This is a genomic window from Microvirga vignae, from assembly GCF_001017175.1.
In the GTDB taxonomy this organism is placed as follows: Bacteria; Pseudomonadota; Alphaproteobacteria; order Rhizobiales; family Beijerinckiaceae; genus Microvirga; species Microvirga vignae.
Genome location: NZ_LCYG01000055.1, coordinates 69,345 through 91,391 on the forward strand (window position 1 = coordinate 69,345; position 22,047 = coordinate 91,391).

General features: G+C 62.2%; 22 protein-coding genes. 14 read left to right on the plus strand and 8 right to left on the minus strand.

Translation table 11 applies throughout. The annotated features are described in order from the left end of the window. Positions 1 to 88: 88 nt before the first annotated feature. Both AA309_RS20400 and AA309_RS20405 read right to left on the minus strand, forming a co-directional pair. Positions 89 to 1,495: an adenylate/guanylate cyclase domain-containing protein gene (locus AA309_RS20400; RefSeq protein WP_047190852.1), complete on the minus strand. Its 1,407-nt coding sequence runs from the start codon at positions 1,493 to 1,495 to the stop codon at positions 89 to 91. Positions 1,496 to 1,697: 202 nt separating this feature from the next. After that, positions 1,698 to 2,108: a DUF4345 domain-containing protein gene (locus AA309_RS20405; protein ID WP_047190884.1), complete on the minus strand. Its 411-nt coding sequence runs from the start codon at positions 2,106 to 2,108 to the stop codon at positions 1,698 to 1,700. A gap of 96 nt (positions 2,109 to 2,204) precedes the next feature. Here AA309_RS20405 and AA309_RS20410 point away from each other — a divergent pair, with 96 nt between their 5' ends. Beyond that, on the plus strand, positions 2,205 to 2,849 hold the full coding sequence (locus AA309_RS20410; RefSeq protein ID WP_052954883.1) for a glutathione S-transferase family protein: 645 nt from the start codon (positions 2,205 to 2,207) through the stop codon (positions 2,847 to 2,849). Then, the gene (locus AA309_RS20415) at positions 2,846 to 3,304 is read left to right on the plus strand and encodes a GNAT family N-acetyltransferase (RefSeq protein WP_047190853.1); all 459 of its coding nucleotides are present in this window, start codon (positions 2,846 to 2,848) and stop codon (positions 3,302 to 3,304) included. The genes AA309_RS20410 and AA309_RS20415 overlap by 4 nt, the downstream gene beginning before the upstream one ends. Before the next feature lie 152 nt (positions 3,305 to 3,456). On the opposite strand, the gene AA309_RS20420 is transcribed toward AA309_RS20415, so the two are convergent. Further along, positions 3,457 to 3,705 carry a hypothetical protein gene (locus AA309_RS20420; RefSeq protein ID WP_047190886.1) on the minus strand — a complete coding sequence of 83 codons (249 nt, stop codon included), beginning with the start codon at positions 3,703 to 3,705 and terminating at the stop codon, positions 3,457 to 3,459. A gap of 188 nt (positions 3,706 to 3,893) precedes the next feature. Here AA309_RS20420 and AA309_RS20425 point away from each other — a divergent pair, with 188 nt between their 5' ends. Then, positions 3,894 to 4,601 carry a glutathione S-transferase N-terminal domain-containing protein gene (locus AA309_RS20425; protein WP_047190854.1) on the plus strand — a complete coding sequence of 236 codons (708 nt, stop codon included), beginning with the start codon at positions 3,894 to 3,896 and terminating at the stop codon, positions 4,599 to 4,601. A 163-nt stretch (positions 4,602 to 4,764) separates the two neighbouring features. Here AA309_RS20425 and AA309_RS20430 read toward each other — a convergent pair whose 3' ends face one another. Next, the gene (locus AA309_RS20430; RefSeq protein ID WP_047190855.1) at positions 4,765 to 5,169 is read right to left on the minus strand and encodes a DUF2147 domain-containing protein; all 405 of its coding nucleotides are present in this window, start codon (positions 5,167 to 5,169) and stop codon (positions 4,765 to 4,767) included. On the opposite strand from AA309_RS20430, the gene AA309_RS35385 reads away from it, so the two are divergent. The 4 genes from AA309_RS35385 (at position 5,168) to AA309_RS20450 (ending at position 8,605) form a co-directional block, all read left to right on the plus strand. Further along, the gene (locus tag AA309_RS35385; RefSeq protein WP_047190856.1) at positions 5,168 to 5,479 is read left to right on the plus strand and encodes a hypothetical protein; all 312 of its coding nucleotides are present in this window, start codon (positions 5,168 to 5,170) and stop codon (positions 5,477 to 5,479) included. The genes AA309_RS20430 and AA309_RS35385 overlap by 2 nt on opposite strands. Positions 5,480 to 5,485: 6 nt before the next feature. Next, positions 5,486 to 5,908, plus strand: a complete 423-nt coding sequence (ndk, locus tag AA309_RS20440) for a nucleoside-diphosphate kinase (protein WP_047190857.1) — start codon at positions 5,486 to 5,488, stop codon at positions 5,906 to 5,908. 88 nt (positions 5,909 to 5,996) lie between these two features. Beyond that, entirely contained in the window at positions 5,997 to 8,150 is a 2,154-nt protein-coding gene (locus tag AA309_RS20445; protein WP_047190858.1) for a molybdopterin oxidoreductase family protein, read from the plus strand. Between the two features lie 92 nt (positions 8,151 to 8,242). Then, positions 8,243 to 8,605 carry a hypothetical protein gene (locus AA309_RS20450; RefSeq protein ID WP_052954885.1) on the plus strand — a complete coding sequence of 121 codons (363 nt, stop codon included), beginning with the start codon at positions 8,243 to 8,245 and terminating at the stop codon, positions 8,603 to 8,605. Between the two features lie 148 nt (positions 8,606 to 8,753). Here the strand turns inward: AA309_RS20450 and purN are convergent, their stop codons facing one another. Continuing rightward, entirely contained in the window at positions 8,754 to 9,398 is a 645-nt protein-coding gene (purN, locus tag AA309_RS20455; RefSeq protein ID WP_047190859.1) for a phosphoribosylglycinamide formyltransferase, read from the minus strand. Further along, positions 9,398 to 10,465 carry a phosphoribosylformylglycinamidine cyclo-ligase gene (gene purM, locus AA309_RS20460; protein ID WP_047190860.1) on the minus strand — a complete coding sequence of 356 codons (1,068 nt, stop codon included), beginning with the start codon at positions 10,463 to 10,465 and terminating at the stop codon, positions 9,398 to 9,400. The genes purN and purM overlap by 1 nt, the downstream gene beginning before the upstream one ends. A 275-nt stretch (positions 10,466 to 10,740) precedes the next feature. Between purM and AA309_RS20465 the strand changes: the two genes are divergently transcribed. The 6 genes from AA309_RS20465 (at position 10,741) to AA309_RS20490 (ending at position 17,672) form a co-directional block, all read left to right on the plus strand. Then, entirely contained in the window at positions 10,741 to 11,271 is a 531-nt protein-coding gene (locus AA309_RS20465) for a CDP-alcohol phosphatidyltransferase family protein (RefSeq protein WP_047190861.1), read from the plus strand. Positions 11,272 to 11,303: 32 nt separating this feature from the next. After that, the gene (locus AA309_RS20470; protein ID WP_047190862.1) at positions 11,304 to 12,419 is read left to right on the plus strand and encodes an AI-2E family transporter; all 1,116 of its coding nucleotides are present in this window, start codon (positions 11,304 to 11,306) and stop codon (positions 12,417 to 12,419) included. Then, positions 12,412 to 13,104 (plus strand): P-loop NTPase family protein, encoded by a 693-nt coding sequence (locus AA309_RS20475; protein ID WP_047190863.1) that lies wholly within the window; start codon positions 12,412 to 12,414, stop codon positions 13,102 to 13,104. The genes AA309_RS20470 and AA309_RS20475 overlap by 8 nt, the downstream gene beginning before the upstream one ends. A 146-nt stretch (positions 13,105 to 13,250) precedes the next feature. Then, a complete protein-coding gene (locus AA309_RS20480) occupies positions 13,251 to 15,419 on the plus strand; it encodes an RNA degradosome polyphosphate kinase (RefSeq protein ID WP_244470430.1) in 2,169 nt (722 codons plus the stop codon). Position 15,420: 1 nt separating this feature from the next. Further along, positions 15,421 to 16,944: an exopolyphosphatase gene (gene ppx, locus AA309_RS20485; RefSeq protein ID WP_047190865.1), complete on the plus strand. Its 1,524-nt coding sequence runs from the start codon at positions 15,421 to 15,423 to the stop codon at positions 16,942 to 16,944. Between the two features lie 104 nt (positions 16,945 to 17,048). Next, a complete protein-coding gene (locus AA309_RS20490; RefSeq protein WP_047190866.1) occupies positions 17,049 to 17,672 on the plus strand; it encodes a 2OG-Fe(II) oxygenase in 624 nt (207 codons plus the stop codon). Between the two features lie 166 nt (positions 17,673 to 17,838). Here the strand turns inward: AA309_RS20490 and rnd are convergent, their stop codons facing one another. Next, entirely contained in the window at positions 17,839 to 18,999 is a 1,161-nt protein-coding gene (gene rnd / locus AA309_RS20495) for a ribonuclease D (RefSeq protein ID WP_047190867.1), read from the minus strand. Positions 19,000 to 19,044: 45 nt separating this feature from the next. After that, positions 19,045 to 19,431, minus strand: coding sequence for a hypothetical protein (locus tag AA309_RS20500; protein ID WP_052954886.1), 387 nt, complete (start codon positions 19,429 to 19,431; stop codon positions 19,045 to 19,047). Positions 19,432 to 19,740: 309 nt separating this feature from the next. Here AA309_RS20500 and aspS point away from each other — a divergent pair, with 309 nt between their 5' ends. Further along, on the plus strand, positions 19,741 to 21,549 hold the full coding sequence (gene aspS / locus AA309_RS20505) for an aspartate--tRNA ligase (protein WP_047190889.1): 1,809 nt from the start codon (positions 19,741 to 19,743) through the stop codon (positions 21,547 to 21,549). The last annotated feature ends 498 nt before the right edge of the window (positions 21,550 to 22,047 follow it).

The window sequence follows — 22,047 nt, forward strand, 5'->3', positions numbered from 1 at the left end:
CCCTTTCCCGGCCATCCACATCTTTGAACTGTAGCGCCAAAGAAGACGTGGATCCCCGGACCAAGTCCGGGGATGACGAGGAGCGGCTTCACGGAATCTCATAAACCGAGAACTCGTTGTTGATCCCGCGCAGGGTGGTCTTCTGCAGGGTCGGGTGCAGGCCTTGCGTTTCGATGATCTCGAGAGCTTCAGGGTTCTCGATCACGGTTCCGGTTGCATAGATCGAGCGTGAGTCCGCAAGGTTCTGGACCCTTGAAGCGATATTCACGGTCTGCCCGAAATAGTCCTGCCGCTCATTGAGGACGACGGCAAGGCATGGGCCCTCGTGAATGCCGATCTTGAGCAGGAGGTCCTCATGTCCGCGCTGCTCGTTCAGCGTGCGCATGGCCTCTCGCATTCTGAGCGCAGCAGAGACGGCGTGATCTGGCGTCGGGAAGGTGGCCATCACCGCGTCGCCGATGGTCTTCACCACGGCCCCGGCCTCGGAGGCTACGATCTCATTCAGCACGCGGAAATGCTCGCGCACCAGATCGTAGGCCACGAGGTCTCCGACACGCTCATAGAGCTCTGTCGAGCCCTTGAGGTCGGTGAAGAGGAAGGTGAGACTCGTGATCTTCAATCGCTGATCGATATCGAGCGTTTCCGTGCGGTAGAGGTCGCGGAAAGTCTGGTTCGTCAGAAGGCGCTTGGCGGTGAGGAAGGGGCGACGGTGCTCCATCAGTTCATGCAGGGCATCGCTGGCGAGCCACACGGCGGGAAGCGTGCGCCTCTTGGTATGGTTCTCGAGCAGGAGGCGGACGGGGCCAGGACGCAGCTCCACCGTGTCGTTTTCCGCAGGCTGCTCCGTCAGAATCAGAGACAGATTCTGGCGCTCGCGAGTGGGTTCGCCTTTAACCTCGACGAACTGGGTGGCATGCGTCACTGGATCGAAGACGATCACGAATGCCGGAGGGAGCTGCAGAGAGAGGATGACCCGCTCTCCCGGAGAAAGCTCGACGGAATCGAGCATGATTTCCTCAAGGCGCTTCTCGAAATCGTCCGGCAGATCGACGCCGGAACTCCAGAAAATCTGGCGTAAGTATTCCGGCATCGGAAGCTTGTCCGGCTCATGCGCTGCGATCTTGCGCACTCGCGGGCTGACCGTGAAGGTCACTTCGACCATTTCATCGAGGGTGGGTTCATATCCGGCGGCACAGAGAGCGCAGCTGTATTCCTCTTTCTTTAAGGACTTCAGGCTTGCGCCTGCATCCATCACCCCGCCGCAGCCTGGGCACAGGACGTTCCAGGACAACTCGAAAAGGCCAAGCCGCGCGGCGTGCAGGAAGGCCGCAATGGTGCCCTCCTCGTGGAGATGGTGCTTGGCAGCGAAAGCGAGAACGTTGATGCGGTTCAGCTCATGGTCCGGTGCCTCGCGGATCAGGTGCTCGATGGCATCGACGGCATCGGGGTCTGCCGATTGACGCAGTATTGTGAGAAGTTTCTGATCTTCACTCATGGTCCGACCTCCTTCGAGGTGCAGGTGCGCCTTGAGTCTTGGGCATCGTTGTATGCAGTATTTTACGCACACTCGTAGATGCCGGCTTTGGATGCTCAGAATAGCACTTCACGGGCTCAAAGGCTTGCAAAACAAGGACTTGAGCACGCAATCGAGCAGCAGAAAGGGACGAGGAGGCAAATTGATGGCGCGGAAAAGGCTTTTACGTTTCTGCCACGCCGTATTCTTCTGCATAACGGTTCGCGATCCGTGTCTGCCATAGACACAGAACCGGGGTGACGATGAGCTCAAGAACCAAGCCTCCCATCATGAAGAAGGAAGGCAGGCCGGTGAGCATGAGGCCGATCAGGCGGCCTAAGCCCCCGATGACGACGAGCAACGTCAGAAACCGGAAACGACTGGTCTTGTCCTCGATGCCGGGCAGCGTGCTCCAGAAGCATAGACCGATGCCGAGCAGGAGGCCGGACATGAAGCGGAAATGGCTCTCCGCCGAGATGCTCACCGCATCGCCCGTGAGGGCCTGCCCGAAGAGGACGCCGTAAAGCCCCGTTGCCACGGGAACCGTGGCAATGATGGCAACTGTCTGCTGCAGCAGCTTCCGCTCACGTTTCATGCTGGGCATAACTGGTCCTCCCTGGGGATTCTGCTCCTTCCGGTTCGAGACGCAATCCTCTAGCTTGAGTCCAAGCAAACTTGCTCACAGGAGCCGATGGTGCCCGCGCGCTTTGAACTTCATGGAATTGCCTTCTCGGGTCCTACCTACAAGGTCGGCCTGATGCTGTCTCTGGCAGGAGAGGCCTTCGACTACGTGCATGTGCCCCTACGCGAGGGTGCTCACAAGCAGCCGGCTTACCTTGCCAAGCAGCGCTACGGTCAGGTGCCGCTGCTGGTCGACAGGAACAACGGACGGCATCTCTGCCAGTCGGCGGCCATCCTGGAATATCTCGCGGATACGCTCGGCAAGTTCGGGGGCGCTACCCTTGAAGAACGACTGCAGGGGCGCGAATGGCTTTACTGGGACTTCGACCGCCTCGCCCCGTCGATCTATCGCACGCGTGGTGTCAAACGTGGCTTCCGCCAAGCCGGGCCTGGGATCCTGGAGATGTATGCCGCGGAAGCGAGCACCGCTCTCAAGGTCCTCGACCAGCATTTGGCGGGTCGCAACTGGATCGTCGGGGAGGACGTCACGATTGCCGATATCGACATCTTCGGCGTGCTGGCTTTCGCAGGCGAGGCGGAGATTGATCTTTCTCCCTACGCTCATGTCAGCGCGTGGCTGAAGCGCATGGAGGCTCTGCCGGGAATGAAGCTCCCCCAGAACCTTCTGCCGATGGAATCCCGGATCGCCGCATGAGCGCCCTGGAGTTTCGCGAGGCGAGGGCGGAAGACCTGGAGGCGATCATCCGCCTCCATGAGGAGGATGAACTCGGTGCACACGGAGACGTGTGGTCGCCCGAGACAAGGCCAGCCTACGAGGCCGCTTTCGCCGCTATCGCCAAAAGCCCGGAGAACATGCTCTTCGTGGCGGTGGATGGCGATGAGGTCGTCGGCACGTTCCAGCTCACCTTCATCCCGAATCTCACCGGGCGCGGGGCGTTGCGGGTGAAGGTGGAGAGCGTGAAGGTGAAGGCCGCACGTCGCTCCGGCGGCATCGGTGCGAGGATGATGGCCCATGTAGAAAGCGTGGCCCGCGCCCGCGGCGCAGCCATGCTCGAGCTCACATCCAACAAAACCCGCAAGGACGCCCACCGCTTTTACGAGCGGCTCGGCTTTTCACGATCTCACGAGGGCTTCAAGAAGAGGCTTTGAGGAAAGAGCCGAGGCAAAAACCTTCCCCGTCATGGTCGGACTTGTTCCGGCCATGACGTCTTCAGAGCCGCAACGCCTCAAATGCGTGGATCCCCGGCACAAGGCCGGGGATGACGGAGGGGCTCCTCAAGCACCTGCATCGAAGGATTGCCTCAAGCCTTTGTGCCGCTCTTCAGGCGCATGTTGCACTCGCTCCAGAACTTCGGCCACTTGGCGTCCTTCGCGATCTTTCCACCAGCCTTGGCTTGTTTCCACTCGGCGCTGCACTTGGTCATGCGCTCGCGGGCTGCGATCTGGGCCGCGGTTGGCTCCTTCTTCGGCTTTGTTTCAGCGATGGCCGGAGCGGCGAAAGCCAGGGCCACGGTGGCGGCGAGTGCCGTGCTGACAATTCGATTCATCATGAGATCCCCCATAGGCGCTGTGAAAGGCGCGTTGGGCATCTCATAATGAAACAATGAAACATGCAAGTGGGGGTGGTCAGCCATGCGCTCTATCCACCGCAAACCAGGGGATGTGAGGGTGCGAGATCAGGTTCGATACCCTAACTTCTGCACAGCAACCTGTGTCGTTACACAAGGAGAGGCGTGTCATGGCGGCTTCCGCCCAAAAACCGATCGATCTCTATTACTGGCCGACCCCGAACGGGTGGAAAATCACCATCATGCTCGAGGAATGCGGGCTGCCCTATGCGATCCACCCGGTGAATATCGGCAAGGGAGACCAGTTCAAGCCTGAGTTCTTAGACATCTCGCCCAACAACAAGATGCCGGCCATCGTCGACCATCAGGGTCCCGACGGACAGCCGATCTCCGTGTTCGAGTCCGGCGCAATCCTGCAATATCTCGGCCGCAAGACGGGCCAGTTCTATCCGCAGGACGAGCGCGGGCGCGTCGAGGTGGAGCAATGGCTGTTCTGGCAGATGGGCGGCTTCGGCCCCATGCTGGGCCAGACGCATCATTTCCGCATCTATGCGCCGGAGAAGGTGCCTTACGCCATTGAGCGCTACACCAACGAGACCAACCGTCTCTACGGCGTGCTCAACAAGCGCCTGGCGGACCGGGAATACGTGGCGGGCGACTATTCCATCGCCGATATGTCCATTGCCCCCTGGGCCAAGCTCTGGGAACGCCAGGGCCAGAACATCGAGGACTTCCCGCACGTGAAGCGCTGGCTCAATGCTGTGCTTGAGCGTCCGGCGGTGCAGCGCGCCCTTGAGGTCAATGCCGAGGATCGTGGTTCCTACGATATGAAGGACCCGGCTGTTCAGGCCGTGCTCTTCGGCCAGAAGGCGCGGTAACTCATCCCTGAAATCTCTTCGTCATGACCGATCCCCGGACTTGATCCGGGGATCCGTCCCGGCCATGCCCGTTTTGGGAACTGCACGGGATCGAAGGCGTGGATGCCCGCAACGAGTGCGGGCATGACGAGAGAAGCACCAGAGGGCGGGAAGGGACGGCTCCTCAATTCAACTTAGCCCACGTCTGCGACCGGCAGATGAGCCCACCCAGAACGCAGCCGGAGAGCTGCATGGACTTGCCCGCGAAGCTCATCTTGCCCGTATAGGTCTTGCCGTCCTTGTAATTGTAGAGCTGACCGGTGAAGCCGTTGCCGGAAGGCTCGATGTTCGAAATCATCTGGACCCCGACAAGGCTGCGGCCCCTCAAGTTGGCGTCCGGATTGTTCACGTCCCTGGCATCGCCCTGAGTGGAAATGATGGTTCCGCAATAGACCTGCCCGCATTTGGCGATGCGCACCCGGGTTTCGCCGCTCTCGCTGAGATACGTGCCGCTCGGGTCCAGAGCTTGGGCGTAGGCAACCCCCATCAGAAGAGAAAGTCCAAAGGCAGCAAGGGGTAGAGACTTCATGATTTCCCTCCAGGTCGGTCTTCATGGGGCCTATCAGGGGAAGAGACTAGGGGAGACGGCCCAGCTTTCCAACGGGGCAGGAGCATGGCGTGAAGAAGTGGATACCGGTTCTTCGGCAAAAGCGATGCTCAATCAGGTGCCTCAATCAGGTGCCCAAGAGGCACAGGTGCCCAAGAGGCAGTTTTTCCGCCGCGAGACCCGCCTCCCCATCTTCACGATAACCTTCGCAATCGCGAAAAGGCGCTTGAGGGGGAGGGGCCTCGCCGCTATAAGCGCCGGACTTTCCCGATTTCTTCTCTTAAAAGGATGACCTGTCATGGCCATCGAGCGTACTTTCTCCATCATCAAGCCCGACGCAACCGAGCGGAACCTGACCGGCGCCATCAACGCCGTCATCGAGAACGCCGGCCTGCGCATCGTCGCCCAGAAGCGCATCATCATGTCCCGCCGTGAGGCCGAGGCTTTCTACGCGGTCCACAAGGAGCGTCCCTTCTTCGGTGAACTCGTGGACTTCATGATTTCCGGCCCGGTCGTCGTGCAGGTTCTCGAAGGCGAGGGCGCTGTTCTCCGCTACCGCGAAATCATGGGTGCGACGAACCCGGAGAGCGCTGCCGAGGGCACCATCCGCAAGCTCTACGCCAAGTCGATCGGCGAGAACTCGGTCCACGGCTCCGACAGCATCGAGAACGCCAAGATCGAGATCGCCCAGTTCTTCTCGGGTAACGAGATCGTCGGCTAAGCCTTCTTCGGCATGCCGCGCAAAATGATCAGGCCGCCTTCATGGCGGCCTTTTCTTTGGCCTTCAGCTCCGTCATCATGCGTGCACCATGAACCAAGCTCCCCGCATCGACCGCCGCGCTTCCATTTGCCCCCATGATTGCCCCTCGGCCTGTTCCCTCGACGTGGAGGTGATCGAGGCCAAGAGCATCGGGCGCGTGCATGGGGCCAAGACCAACAGCTATACGGCGGGCGTCATCTGCGCGAAGGTCGCGCGCTATGCGGAACGCATCCATCATCCGGAGCGGTTGCTCTATCCGCTGAAGCGCACCGGCCCCAAGGGATCGGGGCAGTTCGCGCGCATCTCCTGGGACGAGGCGCTCGATACGGTCGCCAAGGCCTTCCTCAAGGCTGAAGCCGAGTTCGGCTCAGAGTCCGTCTGGCCCTATTACTATGCAGGAACCATGGGCCTCGTGATGCGCGACGGCATCAACCGCCTGCGCCACGTGAAGAAATATTCCGGCCAGTATTCCACCATCTGCACGCCCATGGGCTGGACCGGCTATGTCGCCGGCACGGGCAAGCTCGCGGGCTCCGACCCGCGCGAGATGGCGGTTTCCGACTGCGTGGTGATCTGGGGCACGAACCCGGTTCACACCCAGGTCAACGTGATGACCCATGCCATGCGCGCCCGGAGGGAGCGCGGGGCCAAGATCGTCGCCATCGACATCTACATGAATGCCACCATGAAACAGGCCGATATGGCGCTTCTGGTGAAGCCGGGTACCGACGGCGCGCTCGCCTGCGCGGTCATGCACGTGCTCTTCCGCGATGGTTACGCGGATCGGGACTATCTGGAGCGTTACACCGATCATCCGCGCGAACTCGAAGAGCATCTTAAAGTCCGCGATCCGGCCTGGGCCTCCGCTATCACCGGCCTGTCGGTCGAGGAGATCGAGGCTTTCGCGAAGCTCGTCGGCGAGACCAAGCGCACCTTCTTCCGTCTCGGCTACGGCTTCGGTCGCCAGCGCAACGGCGCGGTCAACATGCATGCGGCCGCTTGCATTCCGGCGGTGACCGGTGCATGGCAATACGAGGGCGGCGGCGCGTTCCATTCGAACAGCGGCATCTTCCGCTGGAACAAGGCGCTGATCGAAGGACATGAGGCCATCGACCGCTCGGTCCGTCAGCTCGATCAGTCGCAGATCGGCCGCGTGCTGAGCGGTGACGCCGAGGCGCTCTACAACGGCCCGCCCATCAAGGCTCTTCTGATCCAGAATACCAATCCGGTCACGGTTGCGCCGGAGCAGGATCTGGTGAAGCAGGGCTTCGCGCGTGAGGATCTGTTCGTCTGTGTGCACGAACAGTTCATGACCGAGACGGCGATGATGGCCGATATCGTCCTGCCCGCGACCATGTTCATGGAGCACGACGATCTTTATTCCGGCGGCGGACACCAACATTTCCAGATCGGCCCGAAGCTCATTGATCCGCCCGGCGAATGCTGGTCGAACCACGAGGTGACCCGCGCACTCGCCAAGCGCCTGGGAGCCAAGCATCGTGGCTTCGACATGGCGCCGCGCGAGATCATCGACTGGACCCTGCGCCATTCCGGCTGGGGCAGCATCGAGGAATTGGAGCTTGCAGTTCATAAGGACGTGCAGCCGCCCTTCGAGGAGGCGCATTACCTGAAAGGCTTCGGCTACCCGGACGGCAAGTTTCGGTTCAAGCCCGATTGGACGACGGTCCCGTCCTACAACAACGGACCGATGGGGCCTTACGCCAACATGCCCGCGCTGCCTGATCACTGGGCCGTTATCGAAGATGCGACGAGCGATTATCCCTTCCGCCTCGCCACGAGCCCGGCCCGCAGCTTCCTGAATACCTCATTCACGGAGACGCCGGGCTCGGTTGCCAAGGAGGGCAGGCCCGAGGTGATGATTCATCCGCTCGATGCGGAGCGGCAGGGTATCCTCGACGGCGATTGGGTGAAGCTCAGGAACCATCGCGGCGAGGTGTTCCTGCGGGCACGTCTGTTCGATGGCGTGCGCCGTGGCGTGCTGATCGCGGAAGGCATCTGGCCCAACAAGGCGCATCCTCTGGGGCGCGGCATCAACACGCTCACCGGCGGCGATCAGGTGGCGCCCTATGGCGGGGCTGCCTTCCACGACAACCGGGTGGCGTTGGAAAAGGTCGATGCGGATCTGAAGGTCGAGACGCCTCTTGTCACTGTTCGTGAATGGGCTGAGCCGGTTGTTGGCTAAGTCTTAAGCCTATTTTTGCGTAAGCCTTGATCCTAAACGGTCAAGGCTATTCCTAAGCTCCGACGTGAACTTTGTTCCCTGGGGAGCTTTCCATGATTTCGACTTTTCGCGCGCTGCTGACGGCTGTTGCCATCAGCACCAGCGCCACGCCGGCCTTTGCCGCGGCTTCCAGCACGCCCACGATGTACGAGCCCGATCCGGCACTCAAAACCGCCAGCGTTTCCGAACTGCGCGAGCGCGTGAACCAGGCCTGCGCCATCACTCAGGCCAAGCTTCAGGGCGTTACCGAGATCTCCTTGAGCAGGAAGTGCGATTGCTATGCAGGCCGCACCATGCATGCCCTGAGTGCCGATGAGGTGCAGGTTTACCGCGATACGGGTGTCTTCGATGACAGCGCCCGCGAAAAGGCTCTTTCGGCTATCGATGCCTGCAGGCTGCAGCGCCCGCAGCTCTGATGTTGCGCCGCTTCTTGTCGTCATGGCCGGGCTTGACCCGGCTATCCACGTCTTAGGAACCACCGCGGGTCGAAGGTGGGGATCCCCGGGACTGATCCCCGGATCAAGCCCGGGGACAGGATGACGAAGAGGAGATGATGACGGAAATTTAAATGGGTGAGCGTAGTGCGCCTTCGCCATTCCAGCGTTGCGAGAACGCCACGCGGCCGCCTTCGAGCCGGGCGCTGCCGTCGCAGATCATGCGCAGGGCCTGCGGATAGAGCAGATGCTCCTGGACGAGGATGCGCGCTGCGAGGCTTTCCTCCGTATCGCCGGGGATCACCGGCACGGCGGCCTGGGCAATGATGGGGCCGGCATCGAGCTCCGGCACCACGAAATGCACCGTGCAGCCATGGATGAGCACGCCTTCCTCCAGCGCGCGGCGATGGGTGTGCACACCGCGGAACAGGGGCAGGAGGGAAGGGTGGATATTGATCATCCGGCCGGTCCAGCGCTCCACGAACCAGTCGGTGAGCACGCGCATGAAACCGGCCAGGCAGATGAACTCGACCCGATGCCGGGTAAGCACCGCATCCATGGCCTGCTCGAAATCCTCACGGGTGGGGTGAGACTTGTGATCGATGACAGCCGTCGCGATACCCGCAGCCCGGGCGCGCTCGAGCCCGGCCGCATCGGGGCGGTTCGAGAGAACGAGGGCGATTTCGGCCGGGAAGCCTGGCGCGGAGGCGGCCTCGATCAGCGAGACCATGTTGGACCCGCGCCCGGAAATCAGAACGGCAACGCGGCGGGCCATCAGAGCTTAAGAGATCCTGCGGTCTGAACGCGTTCGCCGCCCGTATGGGCGATGGTCTCGCCGATGCGGACCGGGCTCTCGCCGGCCTGACGCAGACGCTCGATGACGGCATCCGCCTGTGTCGCGCTCGCGACCACGATCATGCCGATGCCGCAGTTGAAGGTGCGCAGCATCTCCGCTTCAGCGACGCCGCCGACACGGCTAAGCCAGCCGAACACGGGCGGGACGGAGATGGTGTTCAGATCAAGCCGCACGCCGACGCCGTCGGGGAGAACGCGCGGAATATTGTCGGGGAAGCCGCCGCCGGTGATGTGGCAGAGCGCATTGATGCCGTCGCCGCCCTTCAGCACTCGGAGGAGGGCCTTCACATAGATCCGGGTCGGCTCAAGGAGAGCCTGAGCCAGTGTCTTACCGGAAGCGAAGGGGGCCGGCGCATCCCAGGACAGGCCGGAGTGCTCCACGATGCGCCGGACGAGCGAGAAGCCGTTTGAATGAACGCCTGACGAGGGCAGGCCGATGAGCACGTCGCCCACCTTCACGTCTTTGGGCAGAAGTGTGCCGCGCTCGGCGGCACCCACCGCGAAGCCCGCGAGATCGTAGTCGCCCTTGGCGTAAAGGCCCGGCATCTCCGCCGTCTCTCCGCCGATGAGCGCGCAGCCTGCCTGGAGGCAACCCTCGGCGATGCCCTTTACGATATGGACGCCGACCTCGGGAGACAGCTTGCCGGTGGCGAAATAGTCGAGGAAGAAGAGGGGCTCGGCGCCCTGAACGATGATGTCGTTCACGCACATGGCCACGAGATCGATGCCGATCGTATCGTGGATGCCCGTGTCGATGGCGATCTTCACCTTGGTGCCGACGCCGTCATTGGCGGCCACCAGGATCGGATCCTTGAAGCCGGCGGCCTTGAGATCGAAGAGGCCTCCGAACCCGCCGATTTCCGCGTCCGCTCCGGGGCGGCGTGTGGACCGCACCAAGGGTTTGATCTGGTCGACCATGGCGTTGCCCGCGTCGATATCGACACCCGCTTGGGCATAGGTCAGGCCGTTCGTCTGCTTCTCGGTCATGGGCACACCCCGTGTTGGGGTGGGCAGTAAGGCGAGAGGGGGCGGGAGGCAAGGGTTTTTGTGTTCCGAGAGGCCAACCTGATCGTCATCCCCGGGTCTTCTCGTCATCCCCGGCCCCGGACTTGATCCGGGGATCAAGTCCGGGGATCCACGTCTTTAAGACGGGATAAGACCTGGATTGCCGGGACGAGCCCGGCCATGTGGAGCGGGGCGTATACTCCTGCCAGCCGTCAGACATTGAACTTATCCCCCCGACCCGGCATCATCCTTGCACGATGACTATCCCGAACCTCATCACCATTGCCCGGCTCATCATGGTCCCCATCGTGATCGTCATGATCATGCAGCAACGATGGGCGGCGGCCTTCATTCTGTTCGTGGTGGCAGGCGTCTCGGACGCGGTCGACGGGTTCATCGCCCGCCATTTCAACATGAAAAGCGAGTTCGGGGCCTATATCGACCCCCTGGCCGACAAGTCGCTCCTGGTCTCGATCTATGTGTCTTTGGCGGTGGTGGGGGCGATTCCGAGCTGGCTTGCCATCATCGTGGTGTCACGGGACGCGATGATCGTGTCGGCCGTGCTCCTGTCCTGGGTCATGAGCCGCCCGGTCGAGATCAAGCCGATCCTGGTGAGCAAGCTGAACACAGGCGCGCAGATAGGCTTTGCGGCCTTCGCGCTTGCCGCCAATGCCTATGGGGTCGAACTGGGTGGTTTCGAGGATCTGGTGATGCTGGCCGTCGCCACCTTGACCGTAGCTTCCGCAGGTGCCTATCTCGGCGGCTGGCTGCGGCACATGGCAGGCTGAAGGCTCTTACCGTTTCGGAGTATGGAGTACCAATGACGATCCAACGGCAGATCGGTTTCTGGATTGCAGCGCTGGTCGTGGCAGTGCTTCTGCTCTTCGTCCTGCGCGGCATTCTTCTGCCGTTCGTGGCCGGCTTCGCGCTGGCTTACCTGCTCGACCCGTTGGCGGATCGACTGCAGAAGATCGGGATCGGGCGCTTGGGCGCGAGCCTCCTGATCCTGGTGCTCTTCGTTCTCGTCTTCATCATCACCCTCATGATCCTGGTGCCGTTCGCGGCCCAGCAGGTCGGCGCCTTTGTGGAGCGGCTTCCCAGCTACGTGGCAAGGCTCCAGGAACTGGCCAACGAACAGTTGAGACCTCTGATCCAGCGCCTTGGCGGCTCGGGCGCCTTGCCGGAAATGCAGACCTCCGTGGGCAACCTCATAAGCCAGGGCATTGCCTGGATCGCCACCTTCCTTCAGGGGCTGTGGTCCGGCGGTCAGGCATTGCTCAGCATTTTTTCCCTGCTCGTGGTGACGCCGGTGGTGGCGTTCTACATGCTGGTGGACTGGGACCGCATGGTGAAGACGGTCGATTCCTGGATGCCGGTTCGCCAGCGTGACACGATCCGCGCCATCGCCCGTGACATCGACCGGGCCATCGCGGGCTTCGTGCGCGGGCAGGCTCTGGTGTGCATCATCCTCGGCACCTTCTATGCGGTGAGCCTTGCCGTCATCGGCCTGAACTTCGGCGCCCTCATCGGCATGACCGCGGGCCTCCTGAGCTTCATTCCCTATGTGGGCTCGCTCACCGGTCTCATTCTCTCCATGGGCGTCGCCATCGTGCAGTTCTGGCCCGACTGGACCATGATCCTGGCGACGCTCGGTATCTTCGTGTTCGGCCAGTTCGTGGAAGGCAACATCCTCTCGCCCAAGCTGGTGGGCGACTCCGTGGGGCTCCACCCGGTCTGGCTCATGTTTGCGCTGCTCGCCTTCGGTGCGCTCTTCGGATTCGTTGGCCTGCTGCTCGCCGTGCCGCTCGCCGCCGCCATGGGCGTGATCGCGCGTTTTGCATTGAGCCAGTACCTGGCGAGCCCGCTCTATCGCGGCCCGGGCAGCCCGGTGATCATCCACCCGAAGGTCGAGGATAAGGTCGATCTCGATGCGTGATGGGCCCAAGCAACTGACCTTCGATCTGCCCCTGGATCCGCGGTTCGGGGCGGAGGACTTTCTCGTCAGCCCGTCCAACGAGCAGGCCTATGGCCTCATCGAGAGCTGGCCGGACTGGCCGGACACGATCCTTCTGCTGATCGGCCCGCCAGGCAGCGGCAAGAGTCATCTCGCCTCCATCTGGGCCACGAACGCCCATGCCTGGACCATCGATGCTTCTGAGATCACGCACGACAATGTTCCGCATCTTGTCTCCAATGGGGCTCTCGCCATCGAGGACATGGACAGGGCTGAGCGGGACGAGGCGGCCCTGTTCCATCTGCTCAATCTGGCGCGGGAGAAAAAGGCCTCCCTTCTGATCACCAGTGAGACATCGCCCGACCGCTGGGGCCTGAAGACGCCCGATCTGCTCTCCCGCCTGCGACTTGCTCCGAGCGTGACGCTCGATGCCCCGGACGACGCCCTGCTCAAGGCCGTTCTGGTCAAGCTCTTCGTCGATAGGCAACTCGTGGTCGACACCTCCGTTGTCGACTATATCTCGCTTCGGATCGAGCGATCTCTGGCCAAGGCTTCGGAACTGGTGGCGCTTCTCGACAAGGAGGCGCTCAGCCGGGGTCGGCGTGTGTCGCGGGCGATCGCCGCCGAGATCCTCGGAGCCTCGCAGGAAACGGATGAAATCGAGTGAAGCCTGATCCTACCACACTGTTGCCGAACCGTCGTGAAACCGTCGCGAAGCCCAGAGCAAAACGGACGCCGAAGAAGGAAGCGGCGGAGATCGAAGTGCGTGACGCGATTGCCTTGAGAGACGTAGAGACGTTCAGCGAAGCTCCCTTGCCGAAGGCCCCGCCGGATATCGAGCTGGACGGTGCGGTGCTGCGCCAGTTTCCGCAGCGCTTCATCAATCGCGAGCTCTCTTGGCTGCGGTTCAACCGCCGGGTGCTGGAAGAGGCCGCAAACCGCAATCATCCGCTTTTGGAGCAGCTGCGCTTCCTTTCGATCTCGGCCGAGAACCTCGACGAGTTCTTCATGGTCCGCGTGGCAGGCCTCCGGGGCCAGGTGCGCTCCGGCGTTGCCACGATCTCGCAGGACGGGCTCTCGCCTCAGGAACAGCTGGCGAAGATTTCGGTCGAGGTGTCGAACCTCGCTTCCGATCAGCAGCGACGCTGGCGGGAGCTTCGCGAGACCCTGCAGGAGGAAAGTATCGTTCTTGTCGAAGGCGTGGGCCTGACGAAGCCTGAGGCCTCCTGGCTCGAGGATTACTTCCTCAACCACATCTTCCCGGTTCTCACGCCGCTCGCAATCGACCCGGCGCATCCGTTCCCGTTCATTCCGAACCTTGGCTCGTCCATCGCCCTGAAACTCGTGCGCCAGAGCGACGGCAAGGTGCTGAACGCCCTGATCCGCCTGCCGTCCCGCGCCGAGCGCTTCATCCGCCTGCCGGATTTTTCCGAGACGGGATCCGCCCGCTTCATCGCGCTCGAACAGATGATCGTGCTCTATACGAGCCGCCTGTTCCCGGGTTACGAGGTGCAGGGGCAGGGCGCTTTCCGGGTCATTCGTGACTCCGATATCGAAGTGGAGGAAGAGGCCGAGGATCTGGTGCGCCTGTTCGAGACGGCGCTCAAGCAGCGCCGTCGCGGCAGTGTGATCCGCCTCGAAGTCGAAGCCGCGATGCCGGAGGACCTGCGCCTCTTCGTGGCCGAGGAGATGGAAGTTTCCAGCGATGAGGTGTTCGTCGTCGAGGGCATGATGGGCCTGCGCGATCTCTCGCAGCTTGTCGCGCTCGAGCGCCCCGATCTCAAGTTCAAGCCGTATAATCCACGTTTCCCCGAGCGCATCCGCGAACACAGCGGCGACTGCTTCGCTGCCATCCGGGAGAAGGACATCATCGTCCATCACCCCTATGAATCCTTCGACGCGGTGGTGCAGTTCCTGCGTCAGGCCGCGCGCGATCCGAATGTGGTCGCAATCAAGCAGACGCTCTATCGCACGTCTTCGGATTCACCTATCGTCGCTGCTCTTGCGGAGGCTGCGGAGGCGGGCAAGTCCGTCACAGCTCTCGTGGAGCTGAAGGCGCGCTTCGACGAAGAGGCGAATATCCGCTGGGCTCGCGACCTCGAACGCGCGGGTGCTCAGGTGGTGTTCGGCTTCATCGAGTTGAAGACCCACGCCAAGCTCTCCATGATTGTGCGGCGCGAGGGCAGTCAGCTCATCACATATTGCCATGTGGGCACGGGCAACTACCATCCGATCACGGCGCGCATCTATACGGACCTCTCCTTCTTCACCGCCGATCCCGTGATCGGTCGAGACGTGTCGCGCATCTTCAACTTCGTGACGGGCTATGCGGAGCCGGCGGAGCTGGAACGCATGGCGGTTTCGCCGCTGACTTTGAGAAAGCGTCTTCTTCAGCACATCCAGGAGGAGATCGCCCATGCCAAAGCCGGGCGGCCCGGAGCGATCTGGGGCAAGTGCAACTCGCTGGTCGATGCGGATATCATCGATGCGCTCTATGACGCGAGTGCGGCGGGCGTGCAGATCGATCTCATCGTGCGCGGCATCTGCTGCCTGCGTCCCGGTATCAAGGGCTTGTCGGAAAACATCCGCGTGAAGTCCATCGTCGGACGTTTCCTGGAACACACGCGCATCTATGCCTTTGGCAACGGCTACGGGCTACCGAATCCCAAGGCGCATGTGTACATCTCCTCCGCCGACCTAATGACGCGCAATCTCGACCGGCGCGTCGAGGCGTTGTTGCCCATCATCAATCCCACGGTTCATCAGCAGGTGCTGGATCAGATCATGCTCGCCAACCTTCTCGACAACGAGCAGAGCTGGAATGTTCTGCCGGACGGCACGAGCCGGCGCATCGTTCCGGCCAAGGGCGAGGAATCCTTCAACGCCCACAAGTATTTCATGACGAACCCAAGTCTTTCCGGACGCGGAAAATCCCTGAAGACGTCGAGCCCCAAGGCGCTCGCGAAACGTGGGCAGCGCTGACATGCAGATCGTCGCCAGCGAAGCGCAAGGCAGGCTCAAGATCGGACGTCCGGTCGCCATCATCGATATCGGCTCGAACTCCGTGCGCCTCGTGGCTTACGAGGGCATGGCTCGCGCCGTGACGCCGATCTACAACGAGAAGGTTCTCTGCGGACTTGGTCGTCATGTGGCAACGACAGGCCAGCTGGATGAGGAGGCGGTGGATCGGGCGCTGCGCGCGCTCGCCCGTTTCCGAGTGCTCTGCGACACGATGCAGGTGTCCGACGTGTTCGTGCTGGCCACCGCTGCCGCACGCGATGCCTCCAACGGCCCTGCCTTCCTGGAAGCGGCGGAGAAGGCCTGCGGCCGCTCCATCAGCCTGCTGTCGGGTGGGGAAGAGGCGCGGTTCTCGGCGCTGGGCATCGTTGCCGGTTTCCACGAGCCGGATGGCATCGTGGGTGACATGGGCGGCGGCAGCCTGGAACTCGTGGATGTGACGGGCACGACCGTGGGCAAGGGCATCACGATGCCCCTCGGCGGCTTGGCCCTTCAGGACATGAGCGGCGGCTCGCTGAAGAAGGCGCAGAAGATCGTGCGTGCCGCCCTGGAACGCGCTCCGGAATATCTCGAAAACCTGCATGGCCGCACCTTCTATGCGGTCGGCGGCACCTGGCGCGCCTTGGCGCGTCTGCACCAGGCGGCCCGCGATTACCCGCTCCATGTGATGCATGGCTATCTTCTCAACCCCGAAGATGGTCTCGACTTCCTGCACCTCGTGGAGGAGGCGGACGCCAAAACCCTGAAGGATATCGAGAGCGTCTCCGAAGCCCGACGGCCGCTTCTGGCCTATGGCGCCATCGTGTTGGAGGAAATCATACGGCTCGGCGAGCCGAAGGAGGTCGCTATCTCTGCCTTCGGCGTTCGAGAGGGCGTGCTCTATGACAAGCTCGATCCGGAGACTCAGAAGCGCGACCCGCTTCTTGCCGCTGCCAGCGACCTGAACCTGCTCAGGTCCCGTTCCCCGCGCCATGGCCAGGAACTGTGCGCGTGGACCGAAGCCTTCATGAAGAGCTTAGGCATCACGGAAACCGAGACGGAAAGCCGGTTGCGCCGTGCTGCCTGCCTGCTCGCCGATATCGGCTGGCGTGCTCATCCCGATTACCGGGGCGAGCAGAGCCTCAACCTCATTGCCTACGGGGCCTTCGCGGGCCTCGATCATCCAGGCCGCGCCTATCTGGCGCTCTCGATTTTCTTCCGCCACGAGGGCCTCTCGCCGGACAAGGTGGGTTCGCGCATCAAGTCTCTGGCGGGGCCGCGTTATCTGGAGCGCGCGCGCCTGCTCGCGGCGCTCATGCGCATTGCCTATCCGGTCTCAGTGTCGATGGAAGGCATCCTCCCGCAGGCGCCGTTGCGGGTGCAGGGCGGCCACGTGGTCCTGCAGCTGCCGTCCCACCTCGAGGATCTCGCCAACGAGCGGCTCGTGGGTCGGGTCCGGGCGCTGGGCAAGCTCCTCAACATGGAGCCGGTGATCGAGATCGTGGGCTGATGCGGCTACTGTGCGTTTGATTTTTCGATTACAAGATGCAACCCTTCACAAGATCAGGCGAGCCCCGATCAGAAAACCAACAGGGGCTCAAGCGGGAGTAGAATATGAGCCTCATCAACCTGTCCGCGGTCGAGAACGCGCAGCATTCGCGTGACCCCTACGATCATCTTCTGGCGTCCAGCTTTCTGAAAGGAGACGCCATCGAGGAACTCCGCCGCGACTTTCCACAGATCGACAAGCCAGGTTATCTCACCGTCGACGAAGTCAAGCTGCATGGCCGCTTCAAGCAGCTTATCGAGGAGCTCGAAGGCCCCGAGCTGACAGAAGCCCTGTCGAAGAAGTTCGGGATCGACCTCCATCCCTATCCGCGCCTCACCACGATCATGAAGCGCTCGCAGCCGAAATACGGCGCGATTCACACGGACGGTCCATCCAAGGTCATGACCATGCTCGTCTATATGAACGACGAGTGGCAGAAGGACGATGGCGGCCGCCTCCGCGTGCTCTACGACGGCAAGAATTTTGAGCCTTACAAGCTGGAAGTGCCGCCGATGATGGGCACCATGTTCGCCTTCCTGCGCTCCGACAATTCCTGGCACGGCCATTTGCCGTTCGTCGGCGAGCGCCGTGTCGTCCAGATCGCATGGGTGAAGAGTCAGGCGGACGTGGACCGCAAGAAGAAGCACAACAAAGTCGCCCAATTCTTCAAGGGCATCTTCGGACGGTAAGCCACAATTCTAGAAACATAGGAACGTCCATTCGTCATGGCCGTCCCCGGACTTGATCCGGGGACGGCCATCCACTTTTTAAAGCCGCAGGCGCATCAAAGACGTGGATGCCCGGCCCAAGGCCGGCATGACGATAGGAGACAGATGTTTCGGTTGTGAACGGCGCTTATGCCGATGCAATCGCCTTGAGCCTCACCCGCCCGCGCTCCAGCACGAGGCCGAGCTGGCCGTTCTTCAGCGCCAGCGCCTTCTCGCCGAACAGGGCCCGGCGCCAGCCGTGCAGGGCGGGTACGTTCGCCGTGTCGCTCTCGGCGATGGCTTCCAACTCCTCGACGGTGGCGACGATCTTGGGAGCAACGCCCTCCTGCTCGGCCACCGCCTTAAGCAGGACCTTCAGGAGGTCGACGACGGCACCTGTATTGCCGCGCCCGCGGCTGCGCTCCGGCATCGGGATGCTGGACGGATCGCGGGCGACGCCACGTTCTACGGCCTCCAGGATATCGGCGCCCGTGCGGGAGCGTTCGAAGCCGTTCGGGATGGAGCGCAGGCGGCCCAGAGCCTCCACGCTGCGGGGAGCGGAGGTGGCGATGTCGATCAGTGCGTCGTCCTTGAGAACACGTCCGCGGGGGACGTCACGGTTTTGAGCCTCGCGCTCGCGCCAGGCGGCGACCTCCATGAGGACGGCGATCTCCTTCGGCTTGCGCAGGCGGCCGGCAAGGCGACGCCAGGCATTGTTCGGATCGGCCTGATAGGTCTCCGGCGAGGTGAGGATGGACATCTCCTCTCTCAGCCAGTCGAGGCGGCCGTTCTTTTCAAGCTGGGCCATGAGCGCGTCATAGACCTTCACCAGATGAGTGACGTCCGAGAGCGCATAGGTAAGCTGGGCGTCGGTGAGGGGCCGGCGCGACCAGTCGGTAAAGCGGGAGGATTTGTCGATCTTCGCCTTGGCGAGATCGTTCACCAGCTGCTCATAAGAAACCGAATCGCCATAGCCGCAGACCATGGCGGCTACCTGGGTATCGAACAGGGGATCAGGAACGATGTTGCCGAGGTTCCAGATGATCTCCAGATCCTGCCGGGCGGAGTGGAAGACCTTCACCACACTCGTGTTTGCCATGAGCGCCATGAACGGCTCGAGGCTCAGATCCTCAGCCAGGGGGTCGATGAGATAGGCGTCCGCAAGATCCGGCCCCGCCATCTGGATCAGGCAGAGCTTCGGGAAATAGGTGGTCTCGCGCAGGAACTCCGTGTCGACGGTGACGAACGGATGCTGGCTCAGGCGGGAACAGGCGGCTTCGAGCGCCTCGGTGGTCGTAATCAAATCCATGGAGAAGTCTTTTAGCGGAACCTGTTGGTGCAGGCGACTCCCCGTTTAAACCCTTTGAAGGGCTTTCCTCCGCTCTTTTGCCTGCCGCTCGGCCCGCTTCATGAGCCAATCCAGGATGTTGCGGTCGACCACGAGGCCGGTTTCCGCATCCTCCAGACGCTCGATCCGGTCCACCCGGAAGCCGCGATAGCCGTCGTCCGACATGTCGATGCCGCCGAGCAGCATCTTGCCAGGACCCACTTTCAGCTCGCGTGCGATCACCCAGCGCCGGGTGGGATTGCCGGCCTGGTCCACGTAGTCGATTTCGAGCGCGCCGTCGAAGGGGTAGACGTGCCAGTTCCCCTCGATCCGCTCTTGGTTGGGAGCGTTCCGGCCGTGTTGCAGCAGGGTTGTCGCATGGTTCGTCATCATGAGGATGATATGGTAATTCATGCTTTGTTCTTCAAGGGAAAAGCGTTGAAAAATAAGGGGTTGAGCTGAAAAAAGGGCACGGGGGAGACGCGTCATCCCGGGCTCGTCCCGGGGATCCACGTCTTCATAGCTCAGTGGTTCTCAAGACGTGGATGGCCGGGCCAATCCCCGGATCAAGTCCGGGGACGGCCATGATGGAGGACTGCGACAAAGGAAGAGCCGAAATCCGGCCCATCCGCCCCCATTTCAGCCTTCCGCCTTGACTTCCCGGGCCTCCCATGGATGTTGCGCGTAACTCCGAACCAGCAGGCTTTTTCAATGTCCGCCTCCATGCACCGTTACCGTTCCCACACCTGCGGCGCGCTCCGCGAATCCGATGTCGGCCAGACGGCCCGCCTTTCCGGCTGGTGCCACCGCATCCGCGACCACGGCGGCGTGCTGTTCATCGACCTGCGCGACCATTACGGCATGACGCAATGCGTGATCGATCCGGATTCCCCAGCCTTCAAGCTGGCCGAGACCGCGCGCTCCGAGTGGGTGATCCGTGTGGACGGCAAGGTGCGCAAGCGTCCGGCCGGTACCGAGAACCCCGAGCTGCCCACCGGCATGATCGAGGTCTACATCACCGACATGGAGGTGCTCGGTCCTGCGGACGAGCTTCCGATGCCGGTCTTCGGCGACCAGGAATATCCTGAAGAGACCCGCCTCAAGTACCGGTATCTCGACCTTCGCCGCGAGAAGCTGCACAACAACATCATGAAGCGCGGCGCGATCATCGACAGCTTGCGCAACCGCATGAAGTCGAGCGGTTTCTTCGAGTTCACGACGCCGATCCTGACGGCCTCGTCACCCGAAGGCGCGCGCGACTTCCTGGTGCCCTCGCGCATCCATCCCGGCAAGTTCTACGCGCTGCCGCAGGCTCCGCAACAGTTCAAGCAGCTGATCATGATGTCCGGCTTCGACCGGTACTTCCAGATTGCGCCCTGCTTCCGCGACGAGGACCCGCGCGCCGACCGTCTCCCGGGCGAGTTCTACCAGCTCGACGTGGAGATGAGCTTCGTCACGCAGGAGGACATCTTCCAGACCATGGAGCCGGTGATCCGCGACACCTTCAAGGAATTCGCGGACGGCAAGCCGGTGACGGACGTCTTCCCGCGCATTCCGTACTTCGAGGCGATGCTGAAATACGGCTCCGACAAGCCAGATCTGCGCAACCCGCTGGTGATCGCCGATGTGTCGGAGGTGTTTGAGCGTGAGGACGTGACCTTCAACGCGTTCAAGAACGTCATCAAGTCCGGCGGCGTGGTGCGCGCCATTCCGGCCACGGGTGCTGCCGCCCAGCCGCGCTCCTTCTTCGACAAGCTCAACGACTGGGCCCGTACGGAAGGCGCCCCCGGTCTCGGCTATATCGTGTTCGAGGAAGAAGGCGGCCAGATCCAGGCTAAGGGCCCCATCGCCAAGTTCATCCCTGAAGAGGCTCAGGCCATCATTCGCGAGAAGGCAGGCATCAAGGCTGGCGACGCGGTGTTCTTCTCGGCCGGGCCTGAGGACAAGGCAGCCTTGCTCGCCGGTAAGGCGCGCGTGCGTATCGGCGATGAGCTGTCCTTAAGCAACAAGGACCAGTTCGCCTTCTGCTGGATCGTCGACTTCCCGCAATACGAGTGGAACGAGGACGAGAAGAAGATCGACTTCTCCCACAACCCGTTCTCCATGGGCAACATGGACCACGACGCCTTCATGGCGCTCGATCCGAATGACAAGGACAAGATCCTCAAGATCACGGCCTTCCAGTACGACATGGTCTGCAACGGCTACGAGATGGCCTCGGGTTCGATCCGTAATCACCGCCCTGACCGGATGGTGAAGGCCTTCGAGATCGCAGGCTACGGCGAGAGGGAAGTTATGGAGCGCTTCGGCGGCATGTACCGCGCGTTCCAGTACGGCGCTCCGCCCCACGGCGGCATGGCGGCCGGCGTGGACCGTATCGTGATGCTGCTCTGCGGCGCGCAGAACCTGCGCGAGATCACGCTCTTCCCGATGAACCAGAAGGCGGAGGACCTTCTGCTCGGTGCGCCTTCCGAGGCGACACCCAAGCAGCTGCGCGAGCTGCACATCCGGACGAACCTGCCGGAGAAATAATGACTCTCGTCCGGAGAGCGTGAGGTCAGTAGCCGTGTCGTCGCCAGCCTGTCTCTCCACTCGTCATGGCCGGACTTGATCCGGCCATCCACGTCTCTGAAACGTAACGTCAAAAAACGTGGATCCCCAGGACAAGCCTGGGGATGACGGAGAGGGGCGGCCATGACAGCTTCGCTGGGTCCGGCCATCACCAGGTCGCCCTCGCCCCACGCCTGACCCCTTCCTGCAGGAGGCGCGGGGAGTGAGGTGGACCGCTTCATCATCCCGGCCGTCTTGCGTTACGGGCAGACCTGTCATGCCTGGATCCTTCGTCTCATCTTCCCGCGAGAGAAGAACATTGACGCGATGGCGAAGGGCGCGCACAAGAACCAATTACACGTAGCGACGGGCGTAAGGAGCGTTGGCGATGGGAGAGAACATCTCGCAGGATCTGAAATCGGGGGCGATGTTCTACCACCAGCATCCGCGCCCCGGTAAGCTCGAGATCCAGCCGACCAA